Here is a 23,333-nt window from a genome sequence, read left to right as displayed (position 1 = left end):
TGCGTGCCTCCCCGGCCACGCAGCCGATTCCCGGCTCGTCCGGTTCTGTGGCGCAGAACACGGCCGCGCACGGGACCGAGGCCGTCTCCTCTCCGGCGAACAGGTGGCAGGCGCCGGGGCGCGGCCCGAACCTCCCCTCCGGTCCCGCCGAAAACGATCTCTTGCCCGGCCGTGCGTTCCGTGGCCAACAGTGCCAGGACCGTCGCCCTCGTGATCGCCCTCGTGATCCCTGACACAGAGCTGGGGACGCTGGGCATTGTCGGTGGCCACCGGCATCCTGGACGGATGACCGAGACGCTGAGCCTCCGGGCCCTCAACCGCGCCACGCTGGCACGGCAGATGCTGCTCGCCCGCGAGGCGCTCCCCGTCCCCGACGCGGTACGGCGGCTGCTCGGCATCCAGGCGCAGGAGCCCAGGCCGCCGTTCCTGGGGTTGTGGACACGGCTCGACGGTTTCCAGGCGTCCGACCTGCACGCCGCGCTGCACGACCGGTCGATCGTCCGCGCCACGATGATGCGGGCCACGCTGCACCTGATGACCGCGGCCGATTACACGGCGTTCCGCACGACGATGCAGCCGATGCTGGACGGGGCCCTGCGCGTCCTGGGCGACCGCGCCAAGGGACTGGACCTCGCACAGGTCGTCCCGGCAGCGCGCTCACTGCTCGCAGCGGAGCCCAGGACGTTCAACGAGGTGCGTGCGCTCCTCCAGGAGGAGTTCCCCGACGTCAACGACCGCGCCCTCGGCTACGCCGTCCGCCTGTGCGTGCCGCTGGTCATGGTGCCCACGCAGGACAAGTGGGGCTTCCCTCGCACGTCGCAGTTCACGCCGGCCGGCACCTGGCTTCGCAACGAGCCAGGGGCCGCCGACGCCGTCGACGAACTGGTGCTCCGGTACCTGGCGGCCTATGGCCCGGCCTCCGCGGCGGACGCCCAGACATGGTCCGGGCTCTCCTCCGCCGGTGCGGCCCTGGAACGCCTGCGCCCCGGCCTGCGCGTCTTCACCGACGACAAGGGCCGGGAGCTGTTCGACCTGCCGGACGCCCCGCGTCCCGGCTCGGACGTCCCGGTACCGGCGCGCTTCCTGCCCGAGTTCGACAGCCTCGTCCTGGCGCACGCCGACCGCCGGCGGATCATCGCCGACGCCCACCGGCCCCAGCTCACCACCAAGAACCTGCGCGTCCGCGCCGTCTTCCTCTGGGACGGCTTCGCCCGCGGCATCTGGGAGACCGAGTACAAGCGCAAGGTCGCCACCTTGCGGATGCGTCCGTTCGAACCCCTCCCCCAGGCGGCCGTCAACGAGCTGACCACCGAAGGGGAGGCGCTCCTGCGGTTCCTGGAACCGGACGCCAAGGAGACCGTTGTCCGCGTCGAGCCCGCTTAGGCGATCGTCCGGCCGAGCCCCTCCCAGTAAGGGGCGCGGAGGTCCTTCTTGAGGATCTTGCCGCTGGGGTTGCGGGGCAGCGCGTCCACGAAGTCGACCGACCGGGGGCGTTTGAAACCCGCCAGCCGCTCACGCGCGTAGGAGAGGACCTCTTCCTCTGTCACGGCGGTGTCCGGCGCGAGCACGACGACGGCCTTGACCGTCTCGCCCCAGCGCTCGTCCGGTACGCCGATGACCGCCACGTCCGCGATGGCGGGATGGGCGGCGAGGACCTCCTCGACCTCGATCGGATACACGTTCTCCGCACCGGTGACGATCATGTCCTTGATCCGGTCGGTGAGGAACAGGTAGCCCTCGCCGTCGACATATCCGGCATCGCCCGTGCGGAGCCAGCCGTCCCCGGCGAGGAGCCGGTCCGTCTCCTCCGGGCGGTTCCAGTACCCCGGCGTGTTCTGGGGGGAGCGCGTCAGCACCTCGCCGACCTCACCCGGCGCGCGCTCGGCACCCCCGCCCGGTTCGACGATCTTCACCTCGACCCAGTCGTAGGGGCGTCCGGCCGAGCGCATCAGGTGAGCGCGCGGCCCTTCGGGGTCGTGGTCCTCCGGCTCGAGCTGGACGATGGCGCCGGTCGTCTCCGTCATCCCGTAGAGCTGGAAGAGCGGCGCCTTGAAGGTGTCCAGCGCGCGGCGCAGCACCTCCGAGGTGATCGGCGACGCGCCGTAGGTGATCGCGCGCAGCGTCGAGTAGTCGCGTCCCGCCGCGCCCGGCACCTGGCACATGAACTGCAGGACGGCCGGGACGATGAACGCGTTCGTGATCCGCTCGCGCTCGAACGTGTCGACCAGCGCGACGGGATCGATGTCGCGGACGAGCACCTGCCTGCACCCCGCGTACATCCCGGCGAGCGCCCAGCCTGAGCCGCCGATGTGGAACAGCGGCATCGGGACGAGGCTCACCGAGGAGCCGTCCAGCCCCCAGCGCCGGGCCATCCGCTCCCCCACCTCGAAGTTGGCGTTGCTGAGCTGGACGCCCTTCGGCACCCCGGTCGTGCCGGACGTGTAGAGCTGCACGACGATGTCGTCCGGCTCTCCGACGAAGCCGGGGTCGTCCGCGGGGTGCTCGGCGAGCCACCTCTTGTACTCGTCGCCGGTGCGGACGACGCGGCCGGGAAGCCCGCCGGCGAGGTCCGCGAACTCGGCGTCCAGCACGGTCACCGGCGCGCCCGCGTCGGCGACGACCGCGGCGATCTCGGCCGGGGTCAGCCGCCAGTTCACCGGGGCGGTCACGGCGCCGATCTTCGCGGCGCCGAACAGGACGTCGAAGAACTCGGGCGCGTTCTTGCCGACGTAGGCGACCCGCGAGCCGGGCCCGAGCCCCGCCGCCTGAAAGGCCCGCCCGCCCGGCTGGAGCGCTCGTCGAGTTCGGCGTAGCTCACGGTCCGCCCGTCGCCGGTGACGGCGGGCGCCGTCCCCCGGTCTCGGGCGTGGTCACGGACGATGGACACGACCCGGTACTCCACCCCGACCCCTTCCGAATCTCGTTCGGTTCTGTGCGGCCGACCATATCGATCTCCGCTCGGCCCGCGGAAGCACCAATTCGCCGCCGCATGCGGACATGACGCTATGAGCGTGGACAACTTCGAATAGTGATCAATCCGATACCTGCGATGGTTGAAAGATCCATCATTTGGGCGCAAGCTGTGGCCGACGTCTGGAATGCCCCGCCCGTTCCTTCCGACCGACCGCCGACAGGACGCGACCAATGTTCGAGATCTGGGAGACGAGTGAGCCGGCGCGGCTCATCAGCGACGCGGGGAGCCTCAAGGTGGCGCTGGAGAAGGTCGACACGATGTGCCGGCTGCGGCACGACCAGGCCGTGGCCCACGTCGGCGAGGCCGGGGCGGGCTACCACTTCGAGATCAGGGATCACGCTGGCAAGGCCCTCGCGCGGCTCAGCTACGTCCCCGACACGTCCCGCGCCTACCAGAGCGTCGTGGTGGACGAGATGCGGGGCGACGGCAGCCGCTGACCCCTCGCCTTGGACGGCCCCGGTCATGACGGCCGGGGCCTTCGCATGTCGCCGCCGCCGGGGAGCCCGCCTCGGATGGCAGGATGCATCGTGCCCTGTGTTGCCGGACAGGAGGAGTGGCGGTGCGGAAGTCGTGGCGACGCGATGCCAGACCACCGGAGCCCGCCGCGGACGTCGCCGCACTGACCGCCGAGGCGGTGCGGTCGCTGTCCCTTGGCGACGGCGCGGCCTTCGCCCGCCTCGTCGCCGGCCTGGCGGACCGTCCCAGCGCACCGCACTGGACGCCGTCCGCCGACCGGTGCCTCACCGCGCGGCTGCGGCGGGCCGTCACCACGGCCTGGGACCGCGGGTGGCAACCCGCCGACGTGCCCCGTCTCGCGTCCCGCCGGTACAGCGTCCGGCACGCGCGGCTGGCCACGGACGCGATCGCGGACGAGATGCGCGCCTACCCCTCCACCGCCGTGGACGGCCGATGGCACGAGCAACTCGCCTCCCTCGAAGCCACCGCCTGGTGGACGGACGACGACTCCCACGCGCGCGAATGGCGCGAACGCGAAGGCGTGGAACCCGCGGTCTACGTCGCGACGGCTCTCGAATTGATCCACCTCCTGGAGACCCTCCCGGAACTCCCCCACCTGACCCCGCCCCCTCGCTCGAACACGCCGAAGACCGACGCATCGAGCGTCCCAGGAACCACTGACACGACCACGTCCAACGGCACCGACACATCCAGCAGTGAAAGTGCGTCCAATGGTGCGGGGGCGAGCGGTTCCGGGACGGATGCGGGGGCGCGGGGGCGGCGGGCACGGGAAGTGGATCAGCGGATGCTGGGCAAGGTCCGTGCGCTGCTCGCCAAGGCGGAGTCGACCGAATTTCCCGAGGAGGCCGAGGCGCTGAGCGCGCGCGCCCAGGCGTTGATGGCGCGGCACAGCATCGACCATGCGCTGCTGGCCGCGGAGACCGGCGATACGGGAGGACCTGCCGGACGGCGCATCGCGGTGGACAATCCCTACGACGCGCCGAAGGCCGTCCTGCTGACGGTCGTGGCCGACGCGAACCGCTGCAGGGCGGTGTGGCATCGGGAGCTGGGCTTCTGCACGGTCTTCGGATTCCCGGCCGATCTGGCCGCGGTGGAGATGCTGTTCACATCGCTGCTCGTCCAGGCGACGTCCGCCATGGTGCACGCGGGTCCGAGGCGGGACGAGCGAGGACGGTCACGAACGCGGTCGTTCCGCCACGCGTTTCTCAACGCCTACGCCGCCCGCATCGGGGAACGGCTCCGCGAGGCCGCGGGTGAGGCGGCGGACAGGGCGGCCGCGGACGCCGGCGGGAAGGATCTTCTTCCCGTGCTGGCGGCGCGCGACCGGGCCGTCGAACAGGCCGTCGACACGATGTTCCCCAACCTCGCCAAGGGACGGGCTGGTTCGGTCTCCAATTATGAGGGCTGGGTGGCCGGGCGGGCGGCCGCCGATCTCGCCAGCCTGAACGGGCGCTCCGAGGTCACCGGGGCGTTTCGCCGTCCGTAGCGCACGGGGTCCCCCCGGGGGGCGAGGGGGACGTCCGGTCATGTGCTCGCTTCTTCCTGGTCTTGGCTGGTCGCGGGAGCTGGTCAGTCCTTCTTGCGCCGGGTGTTGCCGCCCCGGCCGCGCAGCGGCACCCCCGCCTCCTTCAGGACGTTGTAGATGAACCCGTACGACCGGCCCGTCTCGGCGGCCAGGTCGCGGATGCTCTCACCCGCCGCGTAGCGCGGAGCGAGTTCGGCGGCGAGCTGCGTGCGTTCGGCACCGGTGACCCGGGTGCCCCTCGACAGTGTGCGTGCCACGGGGACCTCCTGTTCCAAGGCTGGGCGGCGGGGTCCGTCCCCGCAGCTCACAGCAGTGTTGATCTCCCCAACGTACACATTCCCCCTGATTACGCCGTCGATGCCGCGCGAATCACCGCGAATTCGGCCGAAGCTGGTCTTTTCCGTGGTGAACGGCGTGTCGGAACTAGACAGACGGGCTCTGCGGCCCTGGCGGTCGCCCGTTCCGCACGGTCATCGTCCGCACCGGCCTGCGGACCGGAACCGAATCCAGCCCTCCGTACCACCGCGTCCCGCTACCGCAGCCCCTGACCCCCGGGATTGCGGCCACGTGAACCAACTCCACCACACCGGCCTCGAAGCTCACCCCGCCGCCCCTACAGGACCGTGACCTGCAAAGACAGCAACCACGGTGAACTCCGAGACCACGACCCAGCCTCGCCGGAATCATCTGGGGCAGCCCGAGCGACGACCGTAAGACCGTGCCTCGTCGGCTTGAGACCAGCAAGGACCTTCGAACGAGGACGGCGCGGCTAGGCACGGTGGGCGAAGGAGCCACCAGGCCCGGAATCGGCCGGAACAGGGCCAGCGGAAACGGAGCCCACAGAAACAGCGTGGCCCGGAGCAGGGGCAACGGGGACAACGCCGGCGGGAGCGGGGGCGCCGGAAACAGCGCGGCCGGTGACAAGGTCGACGGAAACAGGGCCAGCGGGAACAGCCGTGGTCGTCTGGGAGGCGGCTTCGCGGACGGAGAGGTCGGAGCGGCGCAGCGGATACCGCAGAGGCTCGAACGGAAACACCGAAGCCTCCGCGAGCCCGTCCACGATCAGGAGTTCGCCAGGGTCAAGGAGCCGCCAGCCGGGGTGGTCGTCCATCGGCTCGCTCGCGATGACCACGGCGGGCTCGGGGCGGGCGGCGCCGGGCTCGGCCGCACCGCCACGCTCCGGCGACAGGACCCAGAGTTCGTTGCTCTCCGGATAGCGCAGTGCCCAGAGCCGTCCGGCCTCGGCGACGAGCACGTTGAGCGCGAACACGGGGAGATCCGCACCTATACGGCGGACCGCCTCGACGATCCCGGCAGTCGTGTCGCCACGGCGCCGGATCTCCGCGGTCAGGTAGGCGAACACCAACTCCGAGTCGGTCTCCCCCGAGACGTGGGCGCGCTCGACCTCCGTCAGCCATGTCCGGAGCGTGTCCAGCCCCTTCACCACGCCGTTGTGGGCGAACAACCGGTCGCTCATCACGAAGGGGTGGCAGTTGTGCACCGTCAGCCCGCCCACGGACGCGTCCCGAACGTGCGCCACGAACGTGTCGGACGGGACGTTCCGGGCGTGCAGGTCGAAGTCGGCATTCTCGAAGGCGGCCAAGGGCGCCCGGTCACGGACGGGTTCGCCACCGAGCGAGAACCAGCCGAGGCCCGCGCCGTGCTGCATCTGGTGACTCTGCGCGCGAAGGCTCCGGGGCGCGTCCAGCAGCCAGTGCGCCGCCCTGACCCGCGATCCGCCCGTGCTCATACCGAAAAGTCGGCACATCTGGTCACCTCTCCGACATTCTTTAACTGCGAGTTACGGCAATTTAACCGAACGTCGCGGGCGCACGTCCGGCGAATCGCGGTGTCCCGACAGGCAAGCCCGGACGTCCCACAAGGAGAAGCCAGCCTCGCCACCACCCGGTTCACTGCTGGTCAACGGATCGGTGCCACGATGGAGGATGCCATGCCCGAGGGCGTGACCACGGCGTTCTGGAAGAACCTGATGCCGTTCCAGAACGCGCAGAAGCCGGACGCCTTGCCGAGGTGTACCCGTCGAAGGTCGCCACCGACGATGACCGCTACTTCATGCCTTTATCGAGATCGTGGGTTCACGCCGCTCGGCATCAACGTAAGGACGACCCCTGAACGGACGTCCCGCGAGTTCCCAGCGCCGGCCTGGCGAACAAGCTCTCCCTCACACGAAGCCTTCGCGTGCACCATCTCCAGCACGTGGGGCTATCTCGAACGCCCATGGACCGCGGCGCTGGCGACTTCCATCTACGGCCCTCGGACAGGGGCGCACACTCGTCCGTCTACGAGAGCGGTGAGCCGATATGGGGCGTCGCCTAACGAGCCCTAGGAACGCACTCACCGACCGGCATCGGCCCACACGACGGTCGCCGAGATCACCCATTGTCATGGGTTCACCAGCCAGGCCCACTTCACGCGCGTCTTCCGAGAGCGCTTCGGCCGTATGCCGGGTGAGGCGCGTCCCGCCTGAGAGTTATCCCCAGAATCCCGTTCTACTGCGTCCGTCATGGACGGCCGCGCATGCTGGCCACGTCCCGTCCGGAAGGAGCGGCCCCATGGCCACCATCACGTTCTCCGTCCCGTCCACCACGACCTCGCGGTTCGCCGTGGCCGCCGAAAACATCCCGCAGGACCTCGGCGGCCTTCTGCACCGGACCGCATCGGGCCCGTACCACGCTCACATCACCGGACGGCTCGACTCGCCACAACTGCGAGTCACACGGGAAGACCTCACGACTCTGCGCTGGAACCCGGGCGGCGTCCGGGCGGCCGGCCCCGAAGACCGGCAGGCGGCACGCATCTTCAACGGCGCGATGGAGTTCGCCGTCGTCACCGCCTTCGGGCCGATCACCGACCAGCCTCGCGGCGTCCAGGTCGCCCGTGCCGCCGCCTACGCCATCGCCAAGGCCACCGGGGGCATCATCGCCGACCTCGTTACCGGCCACGTCCTGACTCCGGCTATCACCGAGCGAACTCGCTTCGTCCTGGCCGATCGGTGGCTGGGCGACGTCCTGCCCCCATTCCGCGCCAATGGCCGGTGCACGGCCGCCGACCCCGAACTCGACCCGGAGGGCATCAACGGCTGCGCCTGCGTCCGCCTGCGCACCCGCGGCCTCCGCCGCTTCGGCCTGCCCGAACTCCAGATCACCGATGTGGCCTGCCCGCACGACCTGGCCGCCCTGAACGTCCTGCGGACCGCGGCCCGCCGCCTCCTGACCGACCACTGGTCCTGGCTCGCCACCGGCCCGGCCGCCCGGACCCGCACGGTCTCCGCCGCCCTGGACCTCTCCCATCGCGACTTCAACGACTTCTGGGGCACCTCCCGCCGCGTCCACCTCACCCCACCGGCCCCTTTCCAGGTCACCCTCTCCCCGCTGAGCTCCCGCCTCCTCACCATCAGCCCGCCCGCCGACTTCGACGGCACGGTCAACGACTGGCTCTGGGGCGGCACGCTCCCCCTGGGCATGTACGACGTCCTCAAGGCCCCCGCAGACCCCCAGCTAGCCGCCTAACAGACCCGAGAGAACCTGCACCGTCTTCCAAGACAACAGACGGCAGCCACTCCCTGCCCGTGCCCGCCCTCTGACCCCACCCCGCCAGCCAACTCCCATGGGCGGCCACCGGCCGTGCCCAGCACATCGTGCGGTGGCCGTCCAACTGGATGACGGTTGCTCAGACCCCGCACGCACAACCGGCACCGCCCGAAAGTCTGCGGCCGGCCACCAGCGCGCTCGCCGTCGTCCTCGCCACAAGTGATCCGTCCCGGTCGGAGACGCGGGGCCGCCTCGATTGCGCTGAGCCACGTCAGCAGCGGTGGACGGTCTTCGGGTGCACCCCCAGCCTTCCGGGTCCCCCCGTCCACACGATCTTCAGGACAGTCCCGCGTGCTCACGGGCTCGGCGAGCAAGGCGGGTGTCAACGACGCGGGAATCTCTCACATGTCGCGGACAGCGGGTGGCGCGTGTGCGGCGCGTGACGCATGTGGCTCGTCGGAGCTGGACGAGAACCAGTGCGGAGCGATCACTCGCCGCACCACCCGGCAAGCCCCCATCTCAGCCCTCCAACCGCCTTGCACCACGCCAAAGCAAACCCAATTCACGCCCAGCACACGCCCGCGGCCCGCAGATGCCTGCCGGCAGCGGGCACTCTCGCATCACCGCCAGGCTGTCTTGCGTCGGCAGGTAGCGGGCGGAGGGCCACGCCCATCTGGATCTGATGATCCCCGCGTCAGGGACGTCGCCCTGAGCAAACGGGTCCGGACTGACGGTCGAGCGTTGGAAACGGTCTGCTGTCCAGCACTTCACATGGTCCCTGACATGCCGGTAACGCCGAGTGAGACTATTGACACCGTGGGGTCACCTGGGCCTGCCGCGCGGCCGCCTCTGGAACGGGCGCCCATGCTTGTAACCCTCACAAGGTCTGCCTGCGAGCCTGCAGTCGAGGCGTTCAAAGGAAAACACGTCCTCAGCAGGCGGATCGCATGTTCCCGCCTTGCGTTCCGGACCACCGTTCCCGCACCGGCCGGGTCGCTTACATTTCGGTTCGATCTAGGGCGTTCCGCGCGTTTCGGCCATGACGGTGATGGAGGCGGGCGGCAAGGATCGTTCCGTCGAGTGTGAGCAATGTTCAACGCTGCGTAGCCGAATTGACTACGATCGGCATTCACACGGTGACCGACGCGATCCCCCGGGGCGAAGATGAACCGTTTTCTGGCACATCCCAGGCTGGCCCTCCTGCTCGGCGGCTGGCTCCGCTGCACCTGCGGAATCCTGGGCTGTACCGCTATGGCCGGCGCCATCTCCATCGGCGCCGCGGCGGCGTCATCCGACGCCGCCGCTCAGCAGGAACCGGGGCCGCGCAGGTCCCCGTCGCCGATCTGCCGCCACGCTGTGAGCATCGGCGACTGGTACACCGCGCACAAGTGCAAGGAGGCATGGCGCTCGATGTACGAGAGGTCTCGCAGAAGGTCGGGGCGCGGCCGGGAACTCCCCCGCTGGCCGCACCGGCACACCTGGAAGCCCAAGATCGAACACCGGCGGCCCTCGCCCGTCCCGCCCGACAGACCCATCCCGCGGGTGGCCCTGCCGGATCCCTCGAGCACCGAACTTCCGTCTCCCGCTCGGAAGCTGCGCACGCCTCGCCCCTCGCCGTCGTCACCGCAACCGACTCGCCCGCGAGAGCAGGCCGAGGAGACGGAGTCACGTCCCCCGTCGTTGCAGCCGGTCCTGCTGCTGAGTCTGCTCATCCCCGCCGCGGCGGCGATCTGCTACCCCTTCCGGCACCGGCTCTACGCCGTCGCCACCGCGGGCATGCCCGCTCTTCCCGTGCCCGAAGAGGAGGAAGCACCGTCGCCCGGCTTCGGTTACCGTCCCGTCCTGGACCCGTTCGCCGTCCCGGCCACGGGCTTGTCGGGCCCGGGTGCCGTCTCCACCGCGCGCGTGCTCGCCCTGACCGCCCTCGACGAGCACGCCGACGACTCCCTGGTCGTTATTCCGCGCCCCGACGCCACGGTCCTGTTCGGCCTGGCCGAGGACGAACTGCTCGACGACAACACGGCCGGGCTCTTCATCCCCGGCAATCTCGACGCCGCGCTCGCTTACCTCGAGACCGAGCTCGCCATCCGCCAGAACACCGGCGTGACGCAGGCACGCCGGCTCCTGCTGGTGGCCGACTGCTCGCAGGAGACCGACAGGATTCGGGCACTCCTCGCGCAGCACCCGGGCGGAGTATCCGCGATCCTCCTCGGCCCCTGGTCAGGGGCTCAGGCGACGATCGACGACAACGGTCTGGTCAACACTCCTCCAGCGCTCACCCTGAGCCTGCCCGACCGCGTCCCGGCGCTCTCCCGCGTCGAGGCCCGTGACCGCCTCCTCGCCGCCCTGGCACGGCACAGAGAGACCAAGAAGCCTTCGTCCAGACGCCGCTCATCACCCCGCCGCCTCTGACCACAGACAGCACCTGCACTCACGCCGGGGAGAACTCCCGAACCCGAAGACGGCCTGGGCGCCGGCCAAGGGAGGTATCGGGCGATGCCGGGTTGACGGCCACGCCGGTAGGCCCCAGTCAGGACGCGGGGCATTCCTGCCTTTCGATCTCGGCCCTGGCCGCGCCGAGGCTTCGGAGCGCCCGGCTGAGGGGACCGATGTCCGGCGGCTGGTCGGCGTCGCCGTCCACGTAGGCCGAGCAGCGCAGAACCCAGCCTCGGACGACGTCCTCGACGTGCGCCTCGGCCCGGCGCGTCCTGGCCAAGGTCACGCGACGTTTCTCCTCTGCGATCTCTTGTGCCAGGTCGTCGTCCGTTCTGAGCGTCTGGATGTCGGGCAGGGCGTAGCGGCCGAGCCGGTCCGTCGCGAGTTGGCGCTCCCCGGCGATCCGGACGAACGTCCGGCGAGGCCAGCCGAGGATGGTGGCCGCACCGCCCGCGTCAACGGTGTCGGTGAGCGGGCCCTTCCGGACGGAGACCACCGTCTGCACGGTTCTGGGGTCGAGCCGGTCCAGGTCGCGCAAGAGGTAGACGGGGTGCCCGCGGAAGCTGCTGACGACGTTGAGGGCGCCTTGGGCGACCAGGACCTCGATGTCGCGCCGTTCCACGTCGAGGCTCACCCGGGCGGCCAGTCTGGCGGCCGCGCGTGCGGAGCCCATCGGCGGCTCGTCACCGAATCTGGCGATGACCTTCTTGCCCGCCTCCAGGGACTCCTCGACCAGGTCGGCGGACCACCGCTCCCCGTCCAGGTCGGGGCCGGGAAGGATCCCGTGCTCCAGCCCCACGCGCAACTGCCATGGGGTGAGCCCAAGGTGCTCGGCGAACTGGTGAGCACCGTACTTGGTGCGGTTGATCTCTGCAGGCATGGCCGTGCCCTTCGTGACGCGATTGACGTTGACGGACACAGCGTCGTGGACGCAGCTTCTCAGCATTGACAGAACGCAATTCTGTGGATAATCCGCGACCAGAAAGCAGACCATTTGGACAATTGCCCCAGGGTTGAGTGCCGGGTACGGCGTGCAAGGCTGGAGGGCATGAACGCTACGGATCGCTTGGGGATCGGACTGGCGGCTTTGGGGCGGCCCGCCTACATCAACGTCGGCCGGGGTGATGAACTGCCGACTGACCGAAGCGTGGAACTGATGCGGGACGCTACCTGGAGCGTCCTCGACGCGGCCTATGCGGCGGGCATCCGATGGGTGGACGCGGCACGCTCCTACGGCAGGGCGGAGGAGTTCCTCGGAGGCTGGCTCAGCGAACGCAACCCTGATGACGTGACCGTATCCAGTAAATGGGGTTACTCCTACGTCGGCGAATGGAAGACCGACGCTGCGGTTCACGAGGTCAAGGAGCACAGTCTTGATCGGTATCGCGCTCAGTACAGGGAGAGCCGCAAACTGCTGGACGGGCATCTTTCCGTATACCAGGTTCACTCGCTGACCGAGGAGAGCCCGCTGTTCCAGGATCTCCGCCTACAGGAGGCCCTCGCGGAACTGAGCGCCGACAGAGTCCGCGTGGGCTTCTCCACCTCGGGCCCGAAGCAGGCGGACACGATCCGCCGGGCAATGGCGTTGCACGTCGCCGGGCAGAGGCTGTTCGGGACCGTCCAATCGACATGGAACGTCCTGGAGACGTCAGCCGAGGAAGCCCTCCGCGAAGCACATGACGCAGGGCTGCGCGTCCTGCTCAAGGAGGTGCTGGCCAATGGGAGGCTCGCCGTGCAGCCTCCTGCGGCCTTGCAGAGCGTGGCGTCCGATAACCATGTGCGGCCGGATGCCGTGGCACTGGCCGCAGCCCTGAGCCGACCGTGGGCGGACATCGTCCTCATCGGCGCGGTCAGCCCGGCACAACTGGCGTCGAACCTCTCAGCGTCGAACGTGGTCCTTGACGAGCGTCAGCTACGGGTCCTGGCGGACCTGAGCACTCCAGCGGAGCCATACTGGTCCGAGCGGAGCGCGCTGCCCTGGACCTGAGCCCGCGCATTCGCCGACGAGTATCCGCCTCATGGCACGATTGAGCACGTCCCACCATGATCGGATCTCCCTGCCATGCAGTCAGAACTCCCAGAGATGATCGGCCCCTACCGTGTGGTCGCCCGGCTCGGTGCAGGTGGGATGGGCGAGGTGTTCCTCGGAGCGTCGCCCAGCAGGCGCCTCGTCGCCGTGAAGGTCATCCGTCCGGAACTTCTGGACGATCCCAGGTGGCGGGCGAGGTTCCGCCGTGAGGTGACGTCGGCGCGCTCGGTCAGCGGCTTCTATACGGCGCCCGTCGTCGACGCCGCCCCCGACGCGGACCGGCCGTGGCTTGCGACGCAGTACATCCGCGGTGTCAGCCTCGCCAAGGTCGTCCAGGAGAAGGGGCCGCTTCGCGAACGGGCGGCCTGCCGGCTGGGGGCCGGGCTCGCGGAGGCCCTGATCGCCATCCACCGTGCGGGCATCGTGCACCAGGACCTGAAACCGTCGAACGTCCTGCTCGCCTCGGACGGGCCAAGGGTCATCGACTTCGGGATCGCGAGACCTCTCGACGCGCTCCCGCTGTCTCGTACGGAGATCCTGGGAACGCCCGCCTACATGTCGCCGGAGCAGGCCCTCGGCGAGCCCGTCCACGCGGAGAGCGACGTGTTCTCCCTTGGCGCGACCCTTGTGTTCACCGCGACGGGGGCCGCACCCTTCGGCACCGGCCACAAAGTCCGCAGCCGGATCGTGTACGGCGAACCGGACCTCACCCGGTTGCCCGACCCCATGCGCGGGCTCGTGACCCGCTGTCTGGTCAAGGACCCTGGGGAACGTCCCACACCGGAGCAGATCCTCGTCGCCTTGACCACGCTGCTGGACGCCCACTACGGGGAGGAGTGGCCGCCCGTGGACATCGAGCAGCTCATCGGCGTCCAGGAACGAACGCTGGTGGAGATCACGGCCGAGTTGCCGACCCTCCGGGAACATTAGGACGGCCCATCACGGCAGGCCCTCTGCGAGCACGTTCCAGAAGGCCGTCTCGTAAGCATGGAGCAGGTGGGCCGCGCGGGTGGCCTCGACCGGGTCTTCACCGGACGCCAGCCCAGACGCGATGACGTCCAAGGCTCGTTCCTCGAAGCCGGGCGGTGACTCGGCGAAGAAGTCGAAGAACCCGACGGCCCCGTCAGGGAAGCCGTACTGCGTCCGGAGAGCCCGCGCAGTACGGGCACAGTACGCACCCCACTCCTCCAGGTTGGCCAGCATGGCCAGGGCGACCTCGGCAGCCGTCCCGAATGCCGCCCTCTGCGCCAGATAGGCCGGATACGCCTGTGCAAAGGGTTTGGGGTCATATGCCATGAGATTCTTCTCACTCTGCCCGAGCGCGGCCGCGAAGTCTCCGAGGAGGGCCAGAGCCTGCCCCTCGCCCTGCGCAAGCCCCAAGAAGAGCTCACCCGATGGCGTATCGGGAAACCTGGCCGCCAGCAGGGCGAAACTGCGCCGATCGCTGCCGACGATCCGGTACTCCTCGCCGGCCAGCCAGACCAGGCGCTCCCGAGGAACGTCCCCTGTTTCGAGCATGTCGACAAAGCGGTTCGCGGTCTTCGCGGCGGCGATGTCCTCGCGGATGCGTGCGAGGAGTTCGGCGGCCCCGTTATCGGTCATGACTCCAACGGAGCACCTGAGGCGGTCGTCCGTCAACGGGACGTGCCGGATCGGCGCGGGTGATCACGTGGATACGATGAAGAGCGGAACGTCTACGCAGGTGTGGACACAGTTGGGAGTGAGCGAGTATGTCGGATTTCGAGCTCGACCACACAGGCGGCCGGATGCCTCTGGAGGTCACAGAAGCCACAGAGGGACCGTCAGGGCTGGGCGTGGGCAGCCTCCTCAAGGAGACGGGGCATGTCACGCTCGATCCGGGCTTCACCAACACCGCGTCCACGACGTCTGCCATCACCTACATCGACGGCGAGGCGGGCATCCTCCGCTACAGGGGCTACCCCATCGAGGAACTGGCGGAGAAGTCGTCCTTCCTTGAGGTCGCCTACCTGCTGATCTACGGCGAGCTGCCGACGTCCGACCAGCTGGGCGCGTTCACCGACAACGTGCGCAACCACACGCTCCTGGACGAGAAGTTCCGGGCGTTCTTCTCCGCTTTCCCGCGCCGAGCCCACCCCATGGCCGTCCTGTCGTCCGCGGTCAGCGCCCTGTCGACCTTCTACCAGGACAGCCTCGATCCGTTCGACCCCGAGCAGGTCGACCAGTCGAGCATCCGGCTCATCGCGAAGCTCCCCACCATCGCGGCCTACGCCTACAAGACCTCCAACGGCCAGCCGCTCCTGTACCCGGACAACTCCCTCGGGTACGTGGAGAACTTCCTCCGCATGATGTTCGGCCTGCCCACGCAGCCCTACGAGATCGACCCCGAGATCGCACGTGTCCTGGACATGCTGTTCGTGCTGCATGCCGACCACGAACAGAACTGTTCGACCTCCACCGTGCGGCTCGTGGGGTCCAGCCAGGCGAACCTGTTCTCTTCCGTGTCCGCAGGTGTGGACGCCCTGTTCGGTCCGCTGCACGGCGGCGCCAACCAGGCCGTCCTGGAGATGCTTGAGCGCATCCACCAGAACGGCGACAACATCGACTCGTTCGTGGCGCGGGTCAAGAACAAGGAGCCCGGCGTCAAGCTGATGGGCTTCGGGCACCGCGTCTACCGCAACTACGACCCGCGCGCCGCGGTCGTGAAGAAGGCGACGGGCAAGGTCCTGGACGCCCTCGGCAAGTCCGACCCGCTGCTGGACCTGGCGATGCATCTCGAAGAAGTCGCGCTGAGCGACGATTACTTCATCGAACGCAAGCTCTACCCCAACGTCGACTTCTACACGGGCGTCATCTACAAGGCGATGGGCTTCCCCACCAACGCCTTCACCGTGCTGTTCGCCCTCGGCCGGCTTCCCGGCTGGATCGCCCAGTGGCGCGAGTTGATGAACGACCCGACTACGAAGATCGGACGTCCCCGCCAGGTCTACGTGGGCCCGGGCGAGCGCCACTACGTGGACGCGTCTTCCCGCTGACTGCGCTCGGTCATGCCACTGGTGGCAGGGCCTTATCCACAGAATCACGTTCTACTGAAAGCGCTCGGCGGCCTCCTCGAAGCTTGGACTGCGAACGCCGGTCCACTCCCCGAGGAGGCTGCAAATGCGCGTCACCATCACGGTTCCCGAAGAGACGACCGCCGGCTTCGTCGTCGCGACCAGCAGGGATCCCGGCGACCTCACGGCGGCGATCCGGCAGCGGCTCCCAGGCCCGATGGCCTCGGCCGTCGCGGGCCGCATCGGCACCCCGCACCTCGTCCTGGCCTGCCACCCTGTCGGGGACTCGCCCTGGGACCTGAGCCAGGTGTCCGGCACCGACGAGGACGACGCGGAGAGGGCCCGCCGGGCCACGCGGCACATCGGCGTCACCTGCGTCCTGCCGGTCGGTGACCTGCCGTCCGGGCCGCACCTCGCCCGCGCCACGGCCAAGGCGATCGCGGAATCACTCTGCGGAATTCCCGTGGATCTCGCCACCGGCCGGGCGCTGTCCGTGACGCATCTCCGTCGTCCGGACGACTTCGTCCTCGCCGACGACTGGCTCGGGACCGTCCTGCCGCCCTATCGCAACTCGGGTCGCTGCAAGGCGGACGAGGACGAGATCGACGGCTGCAACTGCGTCGCGCTCAAGACCCGCGGGCTGCGCCGCTTCGGACTCCCCGAACTGGAGATCACGGACGTGGCATGCCCGCACGACCTGGCCGCGCTCAACATACTCCGCACGACCGCGCAACGCCTGCTTCCCCTCGCCCGGCACCCCGGCGACCACACGTTGCCGGGCGAGGTGATGCTGACGAGCGCGGACTTCTCCACGTTCTGGGGCAACCGAGACCCCATGTGGGACGACGGGCCCATCGCGGTACGGCTGACCGAAGTCGCCCCCCACCGCCTGGGCATCCGAGCCCCGGCAGCCTTCCCGGGCACCCTGAACGAATGGCTGTGGGACGAGCTTCCACCCGTCCTGCACGAACTGCTCACCTGCGAACCCGACCGCATCGCCTCACCGACCTAGGGTCGGCGCTCATCGACCGTGATCAACGGCCCCTCCAGCACGAGCGTCTGCGACAGGTCCAGCTGCGACCCGGGCCTTCCCGAAGAAGGAGCCGGTGCCGCAGACCGACCACGAACATGGCCCAGCCGGCGACACCTGCAGCACTCCCTTAACGACCGGCAGCGGCCGCGGTGGCGGCGCGGTTGCCCGACGGATCGCTAACGTCGTGCGGCATGGAGGATGTTGAAGCACCGGGGTCGATGACGAGAGTGCTCGCGGATGTCAGAGCCGAACGCGAAGCCCAAGACCGCACGTGGGGAGTTCAGGAGTTCCCTGACGGGAGCGGACCCGAATTCGTCGAGGACGCCGAGGAGGCGAAGAAGGAATGCGCCGCAGCATGGCGGCGGGGCGAACTCACCTGGCGGCACATCCTGACCGAGGAGTTCTTCGAAGCCCTCGCCGAATCGGAGCCCGCTGCCCTTCGGGGCGAACTGGTGCAGACAGCCGCAGTCGCCGTCCAATGGGTCCAGTCCCTGGACCGGCGGCACGGCGCCACCGTCCATCCCACCAAGGAGGGTGGCAGGCACACCGAGAAGCTGGTCCGGGACCGGATACCCGAGATCATCCAGGCGGCCGGCGGGCGGCCGGAGACTCGCGTCGCCGATTCGGCCGAGCACGTTGGACGGTTGCGCGCCAAGCTCGTCGAGGAGGCCGGGGAGTACATCGCGAGCGGCGACCCGGACGAACTCGCCGATCTCCTGGAAGTCGTCCACGCGCTCGCGGCGACCCACGGCATGAGCCCCGCAGAACTGGAGCATCGACGTTCCGCCAAGGCCGAAGAGCGAGGCGCCTTCAGTAAGCGCCTCATCCTCCGCCTCCAGGAATGACCCACGCCGTCACACGTCCAACCTCGGGCGCCCGGGCGTGTTCCTGGAGGGGAACTCTGTCAGGGCGGGACGGGGGTGCTCCTTGGGGAAGAGGGGCTTTGCTTGGGGGCTCGACCGGGCTTGGCTCACCCCGTCTTCGGGGCCGACTTGCGGCGATGGGCCTTCTGGCGGCATGACGCGCTGCAGAAGCGGGCGGGACGGCCGGTCGGCGCCGGGGTGATCGGGGTCTCGCAGACCTCGCAGCGTGTTTCGTTACAAGGGTTCGTAGTTTCGTTACGTTCCGTTGCGGGACGCAGTGCATCGCAGACGAGGGACGTCATGGAGCCGGGACGGCCGTCCGGGCGGGGCCAGCGCTCCATGTGCATGGCGCCTGCCATGAGGGCGCGGACATCCTGCACGTTCACGTCGGGACGCACGGCGCCGGCGGTCTGCGCCCGCCGCAGCAGGACGTCGAGGCCCGCGGTGAACCGATCGTCCATCCCGCATGTGTCGAAACCCTTCATATCGGCAGCCAGGGCGTCGCATACGGCATGGTTGAACATGGCCCGTTCGACGACCCACATGACGAAACCGTAGAAGGCGTCGGCCGGGTCCGCCGCGTCCTTGAGGGCCTCCGCCTCGTCCACGATCCGTTCGATGCGGGCGGTGACGACCGCTCCGAACAGCGCCTCCTTGGTGGGGAAATTGCGGTACACCGTGCCGGCGCCCACACCGGCGCGGCGGGCGATGTCGTCGAGCGGGACCAGGCGGCCGTCGGCGGCGAAAGCCTCGAACGCGGCCTGGAGGATGCGCTCGCGGTTCCTGCGCGCGTCCGCGCGCCGGGGCGGGCTGCTCAACGGTGGTCTCCTTCGCATGTTGACAAACGGGGCGGCCGTTCCGGTACGGTCATAAGCGGGTTGTCCGTTCCGATTATAGGAGGACCGATGACGGTCGCAGCGGTGGAGGAGATGCGAGGAAGGCTGGGCAGGGTCGGTACCGCGCTCCTGACGCCGATCGCGCCCGCGGACGATTGGCGGCGCGCGGCCCACCGTGTGGAGCAGGCGGGGTACGGGGCGATCTGGACGAACGAGGCCATCGGAGGCCGCGAGGTCTTCGCGCAACTGGGCGTGATGCTCGCGGCGACGGAGCGGGTCGTCCTCGGGTCGGCCGTCGCGAACCTGTGGGCGCGGCATCCCGCCACCATGCAGGGGGCGGCATCGGTCCTCGCGGACGCCCATCCCGGCCGGCTCGCTGTCGGCGTGGGCGTCAGCATGCCCGCGAGCGTAGAGCAGAGCGGGCAGAAGTGGACGAGCCCGCTGAACCGAATGCGCGAATACCTGGACGGAATGGACGCGGCCATCGGCGCCGCACCGGTCCCCGAGGTGCCGTTCCCGCGGCTGCTGGCGGCGCTCGGCCCGAAGATGCAGCGCCTGGCGCGCGACCGTGCGGACGGCGCGCTGCCCGCCGCGATGCCCGTCGAGCACACCAGGCTGGCCAGAGAGCGCCTGGGTCCGGACAAACTGCTGGTCGTCATGCAGACCGCGATCCTTGAGACCGATCCGGAGAAGGCACGCGCTGCCGCGAGGCAGTCGCAGTTGCTCACGCTCCCCGGTTCGCCCTATGTCCGCTCGCTGAAGGAATTGGGGTACCCGGACGAGGCGCTGGCCGGCGGCGGTTCGGACGAGGTCGTCAACGCCTGCTTCAACTGGGGTGACGAGGCCGCGATCGGCAAGAAGGTGCAGGACCATTTGGACGCCGGTGCCGACCACGTGGCCATCGCGGTCTTCACCCCCGACCTGGCGTCGTCGGCCGACCTTCTCGAAAGACTCGCTCCCGTACTCCCCTGACCGCTTCCAGCACGCCAACGGCCCGCCCGTCTGTGCCCCAACGGGGCGGGGGTGTGACGGTTCGGTTGCTGGGGAGACGGCGATGGCCTGGGATGGCGCCAGCGTGAGGACGCTGCCGCCTGGGGGCGCGGTGGGTCAGATTGGGTGGATCAGGCGGGTTTCGTAGGCCGCTATCACCAGTTGGGCTCTGTCGCGGGCCTGGAGTTTGGAGAGCAGGTGGCCTATGTGGGTCTTCACCGTGGCGGGGCTGAGGTGCAGGTGCTCGGCCAGTTCGGCGTTGGAGAGGCCGCGGGCGATCAGGGTGAGGACCTCGCGTTCTCGATCGGTCAGGGCGTCCAGGGCGGCGGGCGGCGGCTGGACGGGGGCCGGGCGGCGCACGAACTCGGCGATCAGGCGGCGGGTCACCGTGGGGGCGAGGAGCGAGTCGCCGGCCGCGACGGCCCTGATGGCGGACAGCAGGCCGGCGGGCGGGGTGTCCTTCAGCAGGAATCCGCTCGCGCCGGCGCGCAGCGCCGAGTACACGTAGGAGTCCAGGTCGAGCCGTCCATCTCGGGCATGCGGACGTCCATGAGGACGACATCGGGGCGTTCCTCCGCGGCGAGGGAGACGGCCTCGGCGCCCGTGCCGGCCTCGCCGACGGTGCGGAGGCCGGGCGCGGTGTCGATGAGGACGCGGAAGCTGCCGCGCAGCAGGGCCTGGTCGTCGGCGACGAGGACGCGCAGTTCCAACGGGGTTCCTAGGGTTCGTACGGGAAGTCGGCCGATACGGCGAAACCGCCGGTCGAACGGGGTCCTGCGGTGAAGTCGCCGCCGTACATCATGACGCGTTCGCGCATGCCGACGAGCCCGTGCCCGTCGCCGCCCGGCAGGACGCGGACGCCGGGGCCGTCGTCGGTGACGTCGATGCGCACGCGGAGTTCGTCGGCCCGGACGCGGACGCGGCAGCGGGCGGGCGCGGCGTGCTTGACGACGTTGGTGACCGCCTCCTGGACGATGCGGTAGACGGAGAGGGCGACGCCTTCCGGGAGGCTCGGGGCGTCCGTCTCCAAGTCGACGTGGACGCCGGCCATGGCGGCGCGGTCCGCGAGGGCGGTGAGGTCGGCGAGGCCGGGGGCCGGGCCGAGGTCGGTGTCGGTGCGCAGGACGCCGAGGAGGTGCCGCATCTCGGCGAGGGAACTGCGGCTGGTGGTCTCGATGACGCGGAGGGCGTCGAGGGCCTCGTCCGGTCGGGCCGAGGCGACGTGGACGGCGACGCCGGCCTTGACCGCGATCAGGCTCATGCTGTGCGCGACGACGTCGTGCAGTTCGCGGGCGATGCGGAGCCGCTCGTCCGAGACGGCCTGGTCGGCGAGCCTGCGGGCGGACCGCGCGGCCTGCGCGCGGCGTTCGCGGACGACCCGCCCGAACGTCCAGGACACGCCGAGGACGGCGAGGCCCAGCAGCAGCCTCCCGACCTGTTCCGCGTGCCGGCCGGACGGCCCGACGATGGCGCCGCCGAGGACGAAGAACCCGCTGACGGCGCCGATGAGCGGGGTGGGGATCCAGCGGCGGCGGCGCCGGGTGAGCGCGACCGGGTAGAGGGCGAACGCGGCGGCGGCGTAGGAGTCTCAGGGCAGGCCGAGCGCGAAGGAGGCGGTCGAGGCGGTCAGGACGACGGCGAAGACGGGCACCGGCCACAGCCGCCGCGCCGCCAGGGGGAGGCCGGCCGCGGCGGCGAGATGCGGTCCCTCGCCGCCGAGGGGCGGACGGTGCTGATCTCCAGCCACCTGATGAGCGAGATGGAGCTGACTGCCGACCGGCTGGTCGTCATCGGGCGCGGGCGGCTGATCGCGGACACCTCGGTGGGCGAGCTGGCGGACCGGTTCGGGCGCGGAGTGCGGGTCCGCTCGCCGCGGGCGGCGGACCTGACCGCGGTGCTCGCCGCCGCGGGGGCGGCTGTCGAGTCCATGCCGGGCGGCGTTCTCACCGTGACCGGGCTGGACGTCGCGGCCATCGGCGACGCGGCCGCCGCCCACGGGATCCCCCTGCATGAGGTGACGGCGCACAGCGCGTCCCTGGAGGAGGCGTACATGGAACTGACCGCCGGCAGCGCCGAGTTCGGCGCGGTGGCCGAGTGAGCGGAGTGAGCGGGGAGAGCGGGGAGAGCGGGGTGAGCGGAGTGGCGGGCTTGGGCGGCGTGGTCGCGGCGGAGTGGTACAAGCTGCGGAGCGTCCGGTCGACGGGCGCCGTCCTGGGCGCGGTCGCCGGTTTCATGCTGCTCTGCGTCCTGTGGTCGTGGTACGTGGCCCGTTACTGGGACGGCCTGACGGACGCGCAGAGGGCGACGGCCGAGACGGCCCCCGGGGAGCAGCCGCTCGCCGTCTCGCTCCCTGTGTGCGCGGTCGTGCTAGGGGCGTTGACGCTGACGTCCGAGTACTCGACCGGGATGATCCGCACGACGCTGGCCGCGATGCCGCGCCGGGGCACGCTGCTCATGGCCAAGGCGGGGGTGGCGGCGGCCACCCTGGGCGCCGTGCTGCGCTCGACCGCGGCGACGATCACGTCCGGCATGGCCGTGCTCTTCGTGCTCCCGCCGCTCGCCCGGCTGCTGCCGGCCCCGTGGGACGAGCGGATCTGGTCGGCGCTGCCCGGCGCCCTGGCGAACCAGATCGCCGGGCCGCCGGGCTCGTCCGGCGGCCACGGCGCACTGCCGCCGCCGGTCGCGGCGGGGCTCCTGGCGGCGTACGCGGCGGTCGCGCTGGGAGCCGGCGCGTACGCGTTCGCGCGCAGGGACGCGTGATGGGCGACGCGCTCGCGGCGGAGTGGTGGAAGCTGCGTTCGGTCCGCTCGACCTACATCGTGCTGTCGGTGGCGGCCGCGTTCACCTGGTTCGTCCTTCTGCTGGCGTTGCGGATGGCGCACGTCTGGGACGGGCTGCCGGCGGAACGCCGGCAGGATCTCCTGCTGCGCCCGCTGCAGGAGTTGGGCGGCTGGGCCGCGTCGCCGTGCCTGGCGATCCTCGGGGTGGTGTCGGTCACGTCCGAGTACCGGACGGGCATGATCCGCATGAGCCTCATCGCGGTCCCCGCGCGCCGGACGCTGCTCCTGGCCAAGGCCACGGTGATCGGGGCGGCCGCGCTGGTCGTGGGCGAGGCGGTGACGGTCGGCTCGTTCCTCGGGACACGGCTCGCCGTCGGCGGCCGCCCCTTCCCCGACCAGCAGGCGTCCATCGCGCACGATCTTCCGGGGTTCGTCCTCGCCGGGACGGTGGTGCCGGTCTTCGCACTGCTCGGCCTGTCGCTCGGCGTGCTGCTGCGCTCCGCGGCGGGGTCGATCGTGTCGGTCGTCTTCGTGTGGCACGTCCTGCCGCTGCTCGTGCACCACCTGCCGGAGCCGTGGAACGAGCGCGCCGGTTCGGTGATGCTCGCGGGCCTTCCCAGGCAGATGGCGGGAATCAGCGCGGAGAACTCCGTGTTCGGCGATCTCCTGTCCCCCGGTGCGGCGGCGGCCGTGCTGGTGGCGTACGCGCTCGTCCCGCTCGGCGCCGCCGCGTTCCTGCTGGCCCGGCGGGACGCCTGACCGCCCGGAAGGACGCCGGTGGCGGGCGTGACGCCTGACGGCCGCGGC

At 70.1% G+C, this 23,333-nt stretch carries 21 protein-coding genes and 2 pseudogenes; 14 read left to right on the top strand and 9 right to left on the bottom strand.

Annotation, left to right across the window (positions count from 1 at the left end; all coding sequences use genetic code 11):
* The first annotated feature begins 285 nt into the window (after positions 1 to 285).
* Positions 286 to 1,383 (top strand): winged helix DNA-binding domain-containing protein, encoded by a 1,098-nt coding sequence (locus AL2_RS27775; RefSeq protein ID WP_067638633.1) that lies wholly within the window; start codon positions 286 to 288, stop codon positions 1,381 to 1,383.
* On the opposite strand, the pseudogene AL2_RS27770 reads toward AL2_RS27775, so the two are convergent.
* A pseudogene (locus tag AL2_RS27770) lies at positions 1,380 to 2,771 on the bottom strand (long-chain-fatty-acid--CoA ligase); the annotation flags it as partial. The gene AL2_RS27775 and the pseudogene AL2_RS27770 overlap by 4 nt on opposite strands.
* Positions 2,772 to 3,144: 373 nt before the next feature.
* On the opposite strand from AL2_RS27770, the gene AL2_RS27765 reads away from it, so the two are divergent.
* Both AL2_RS27765 and AL2_RS27760 read left to right on the top strand, forming a co-directional pair.
* Complete coding sequence (locus AL2_RS27765; protein ID WP_067638631.1) at positions 3,145 to 3,411, top strand: hypothetical protein; 267 nt, start codon at positions 3,145 to 3,147, stop codon at positions 3,409 to 3,411.
* A 122-nt stretch (positions 3,412 to 3,533) separates the two neighbouring features.
* On the top strand, positions 3,534 to 4,937 hold the full coding sequence (locus AL2_RS27760; protein WP_067638629.1) for a DUF2786 domain-containing protein: 1,404 nt from the start codon (positions 3,534 to 3,536) through the stop codon (positions 4,935 to 4,937).
* Positions 4,938 to 5,020: 83 nt separating this feature from the next.
* Here the strand turns inward: AL2_RS27760 and AL2_RS27755 are convergent, their stop codons facing one another.
* Together AL2_RS27755 and AL2_RS27750 are read right to left on the bottom strand one after the other, a co-directional pair.
* Complete coding sequence (locus AL2_RS27755; RefSeq protein WP_067638627.1) at positions 5,021 to 5,233, bottom strand: helix-turn-helix domain-containing protein; 213 nt, start codon at positions 5,231 to 5,233, stop codon at positions 5,021 to 5,023.
* Between the two features lie 512 nt (positions 5,234 to 5,745).
* Complete coding sequence (locus AL2_RS27750) at positions 5,746 to 6,744, bottom strand: class II glutamine amidotransferase (RefSeq protein ID WP_083946966.1); 999 nt, start codon at positions 6,742 to 6,744, stop codon at positions 5,746 to 5,748.
* An 805-nt stretch (positions 6,745 to 7,549) separates the two neighbouring features.
* Here AL2_RS27750 and AL2_RS27745 point away from each other — a divergent pair.
* Positions 7,550 to 8,506, top strand: coding sequence for a hypothetical protein (locus AL2_RS27745; protein ID WP_067638623.1), 957 nt, complete (start codon positions 7,550 to 7,552; stop codon positions 8,504 to 8,506).
* A gap of 1,701 nt (positions 8,507 to 10,207) precedes the next feature.
* Positions 10,208 to 10,939 carry a hypothetical protein gene (locus tag AL2_RS27735; protein WP_067638619.1) on the top strand — a complete coding sequence of 244 codons (732 nt, stop codon included), beginning with the start codon at positions 10,208 to 10,210 and terminating at the stop codon, positions 10,937 to 10,939.
* A 118-nt stretch (positions 10,940 to 11,057) separates the two neighbouring features.
* On the opposite strand, the gene AL2_RS27730 is transcribed toward AL2_RS27735, so the two are convergent.
* Positions 11,058 to 11,843: a hypothetical protein gene (locus AL2_RS27730; RefSeq protein WP_157438410.1), complete on the bottom strand. Its 786-nt coding sequence runs from the start codon at positions 11,841 to 11,843 to the stop codon at positions 11,058 to 11,060.
* Between the two features lie 168 nt (positions 11,844 to 12,011).
* On the opposite strand from AL2_RS27730, the gene AL2_RS27725 reads away from it, so the two are divergent.
* Together AL2_RS27725 and AL2_RS27720 are read left to right on the top strand one after the other, a co-directional pair.
* Positions 12,012 to 12,950, top strand: coding sequence for an aldo/keto reductase (locus tag AL2_RS27725; protein WP_067638615.1), 939 nt, complete (start codon positions 12,012 to 12,014; stop codon positions 12,948 to 12,950).
* A gap of 75 nt (positions 12,951 to 13,025) precedes the next feature.
* Positions 13,026 to 13,922, top strand: a complete 897-nt coding sequence (locus tag AL2_RS27720) for a serine/threonine-protein kinase (protein WP_067638613.1) — start codon at positions 13,026 to 13,028, stop codon at positions 13,920 to 13,922.
* 9 nt (positions 13,923 to 13,931) lie between these two features.
* Here the strand turns inward: AL2_RS27720 and AL2_RS27715 are convergent, their stop codons facing one another.
* Entirely contained in the window at positions 13,932 to 14,594 is a 663-nt protein-coding gene (locus tag AL2_RS27715; protein ID WP_067638611.1) for a thiaminase II/PqqC family protein, read from the bottom strand.
* A gap of 128 nt (positions 14,595 to 14,722) precedes the next feature.
* Between AL2_RS27715 and AL2_RS27710 the strand changes: the two genes are divergently transcribed.
* From AL2_RS27710 to AL2_RS39470, 3 genes are all read left to right on the top strand, one after another.
* Positions 14,723 to 16,006, top strand: a complete 1,284-nt coding sequence (locus AL2_RS27710) for a citrate synthase (RefSeq protein WP_067638609.1) — start codon at positions 14,723 to 14,725, stop codon at positions 16,004 to 16,006.
* Positions 16,007 to 16,130: 124 nt separating this feature from the next.
* Complete coding sequence (locus tag AL2_RS27705; protein WP_067638607.1) at positions 16,131 to 17,036, top strand: hypothetical protein; 906 nt, start codon at positions 16,131 to 16,133, stop codon at positions 17,034 to 17,036.
* Positions 17,037 to 17,248: 212 nt separating this feature from the next.
* On the top strand, positions 17,249 to 17,902 hold the full coding sequence (locus tag AL2_RS39470; protein WP_245666989.1) for a nucleoside triphosphate pyrophosphohydrolase: 654 nt from the start codon (positions 17,249 to 17,251) through the stop codon (positions 17,900 to 17,902).
* 125 nt (positions 17,903 to 18,027) lie between these two features.
* Here the strand turns inward: AL2_RS39470 and AL2_RS27695 are convergent, their stop codons facing one another.
* Positions 18,028 to 18,738: a TetR/AcrR family transcriptional regulator gene (locus tag AL2_RS27695; RefSeq protein ID WP_218003716.1), complete on the bottom strand. Its 711-nt coding sequence runs from the start codon at positions 18,736 to 18,738 to the stop codon at positions 18,028 to 18,030.
* A gap of 87 nt (positions 18,739 to 18,825) precedes the next feature.
* Between AL2_RS27695 and AL2_RS27690 the strand changes: the two genes are divergently transcribed.
* Entirely contained in the window at positions 18,826 to 19,728 is a 903-nt protein-coding gene (locus AL2_RS27690) for a TIGR03620 family F420-dependent LLM class oxidoreductase (RefSeq protein ID WP_067638604.1), read from the top strand.
* Between the two features lie 135 nt (positions 19,729 to 19,863).
* Here the strand turns inward: AL2_RS27690 and AL2_RS27685 are convergent.
* The 3 genes and pseudogenes from AL2_RS27685 to AL2_RS38165 form a co-directional block, all read right to left on the bottom strand.
* Positions 19,864 to 20,456 (bottom strand): annotated as a pseudogene (locus tag AL2_RS27685) (LuxR C-terminal-related transcriptional regulator).
* Between the two features lie 8 nt (positions 20,457 to 20,464).
* On the bottom strand, positions 20,465 to 21,145 hold the full coding sequence (locus tag AL2_RS27680) for a sensor histidine kinase (protein WP_067638603.1): 681 nt from the start codon (positions 21,143 to 21,145) through the stop codon (positions 20,465 to 20,467).
* 189 nt (positions 21,146 to 21,334) lie between these two features.
* Positions 21,335 to 21,493 (bottom strand): hypothetical protein, encoded by a 159-nt coding sequence (locus tag AL2_RS38165; RefSeq protein ID WP_168444552.1) that lies wholly within the window; start codon positions 21,491 to 21,493, stop codon positions 21,335 to 21,337.
* On the opposite strand from AL2_RS38165, the gene AL2_RS27675 reads away from it, so the two are divergent.
* The 3 genes from AL2_RS27675 to AL2_RS27665 are packed head-to-tail and all read left to right on the top strand — an operon-like array spanning position 21,476 to position 23,285.
* The gene (locus AL2_RS27675; protein WP_210747775.1) at positions 21,476 to 21,844 is read left to right on the top strand and encodes a DUF8746 domain-containing protein; all 369 of its coding nucleotides are present in this window, start codon (positions 21,476 to 21,478) and stop codon (positions 21,842 to 21,844) included. The genes AL2_RS38165 and AL2_RS27675 overlap by 18 nt on opposite strands.
* Before the next feature lie 32 nt (positions 21,845 to 21,876).
* Complete coding sequence (locus tag AL2_RS27670; RefSeq protein WP_157438408.1) at positions 21,877 to 22,506, top strand: hypothetical protein; 630 nt, start codon at positions 21,877 to 21,879, stop codon at positions 22,504 to 22,506.
* Positions 22,506 to 23,285: an ABC transporter permease gene (locus AL2_RS27665; RefSeq protein ID WP_067638598.1), complete on the top strand. Its 780-nt coding sequence runs from the start codon at positions 22,506 to 22,508 to the stop codon at positions 23,283 to 23,285. Before AL2_RS27670 ends, AL2_RS27665 begins: the two co-directional genes overlap by 1 nt.
* The last annotated feature ends 48 nt before the right edge of the window (positions 23,286 to 23,333 follow it).

This window comes from Actinomadura latina NBRC 106108 (assembly GCF_001552195.1).
GTDB lineage: Bacteria > Actinomycetota > Actinomycetes > Streptosporangiales > Streptosporangiaceae > Spirillospora > Spirillospora latina.
This window is presented reverse-complemented; position numbering and strand designations above follow the sequence as displayed.

Excerpts from the sequence above, each read along its gene's own strand:
- AL2_RS27665 (WP_067638598.1), top strand. The coding sequence starts at position 22,506 with ATGGGCGACGCGCTCGCGGCGGAGTGGTGGAAGCTGCGTTCGGTCCGC.
- AL2_RS27765 (WP_067638631.1), top strand. The coding sequence starts at position 3,145 with ATGTTCGAGATCTGGGAGACGAGTGAGCCGGCGCGGCTCATCAGCGAC.
- AL2_RS27730 (WP_157438410.1), bottom strand. The coding sequence starts at position 11,843 with ATGCCTGCAGAGATCAACCGCACCAAGTACGGTGCTCACCAGTTCGCC.
- AL2_RS27725 (WP_067638615.1), top strand. The coding sequence starts at position 12,012 with ATGAACGCTACGGATCGCTTGGGGATCGGACTGGCGGCTTTGGGGCGG.
- AL2_RS27710 (WP_067638609.1), top strand. The coding sequence starts at position 14,723 with ATGTCGGATTTCGAGCTCGACCACACAGGCGGCCGGATGCCTCTGGAG.
- AL2_RS27690 (WP_067638604.1), top strand. The coding sequence starts at position 18,826 with ATGACGGTCGCAGCGGTGGAGGAGATGCGAGGAAGGCTGGGCAGGGTC.
- AL2_RS27775 (WP_067638633.1), top strand. The coding sequence starts at position 286 with ATGACCGAGACGCTGAGCCTCCGGGCCCTCAACCGCGCCACGCTGGCA.
- AL2_RS27750 (WP_083946966.1), bottom strand. The coding sequence starts at position 6,744 with ATGTGCCGACTTTTCGGTATGAGCACGGGCGGATCGCGGGTCAGGGCG.
- AL2_RS27705 (WP_067638607.1), top strand. The coding sequence starts at position 16,131 with ATGCGCGTCACCATCACGGTTCCCGAAGAGACGACCGCCGGCTTCGTC.
- AL2_RS39470 (WP_245666989.1), top strand. The coding sequence starts at position 17,249 with ATGGAGGATGTTGAAGCACCGGGGTCGATGACGAGAGTGCTCGCGGAT.
- AL2_RS27720 (WP_067638613.1), top strand. The coding sequence starts at position 13,026 with ATGCAGTCAGAACTCCCAGAGATGATCGGCCCCTACCGTGTGGTCGCC.
- AL2_RS27745 (WP_067638623.1), top strand. The coding sequence starts at position 7,550 with ATGGCCACCATCACGTTCTCCGTCCCGTCCACCACGACCTCGCGGTTC.
- AL2_RS27715 (WP_067638611.1), bottom strand. The coding sequence starts at position 14,594 with ATGACCGATAACGGGGCCGCCGAACTCCTCGCACGCATCCGCGAGGAC.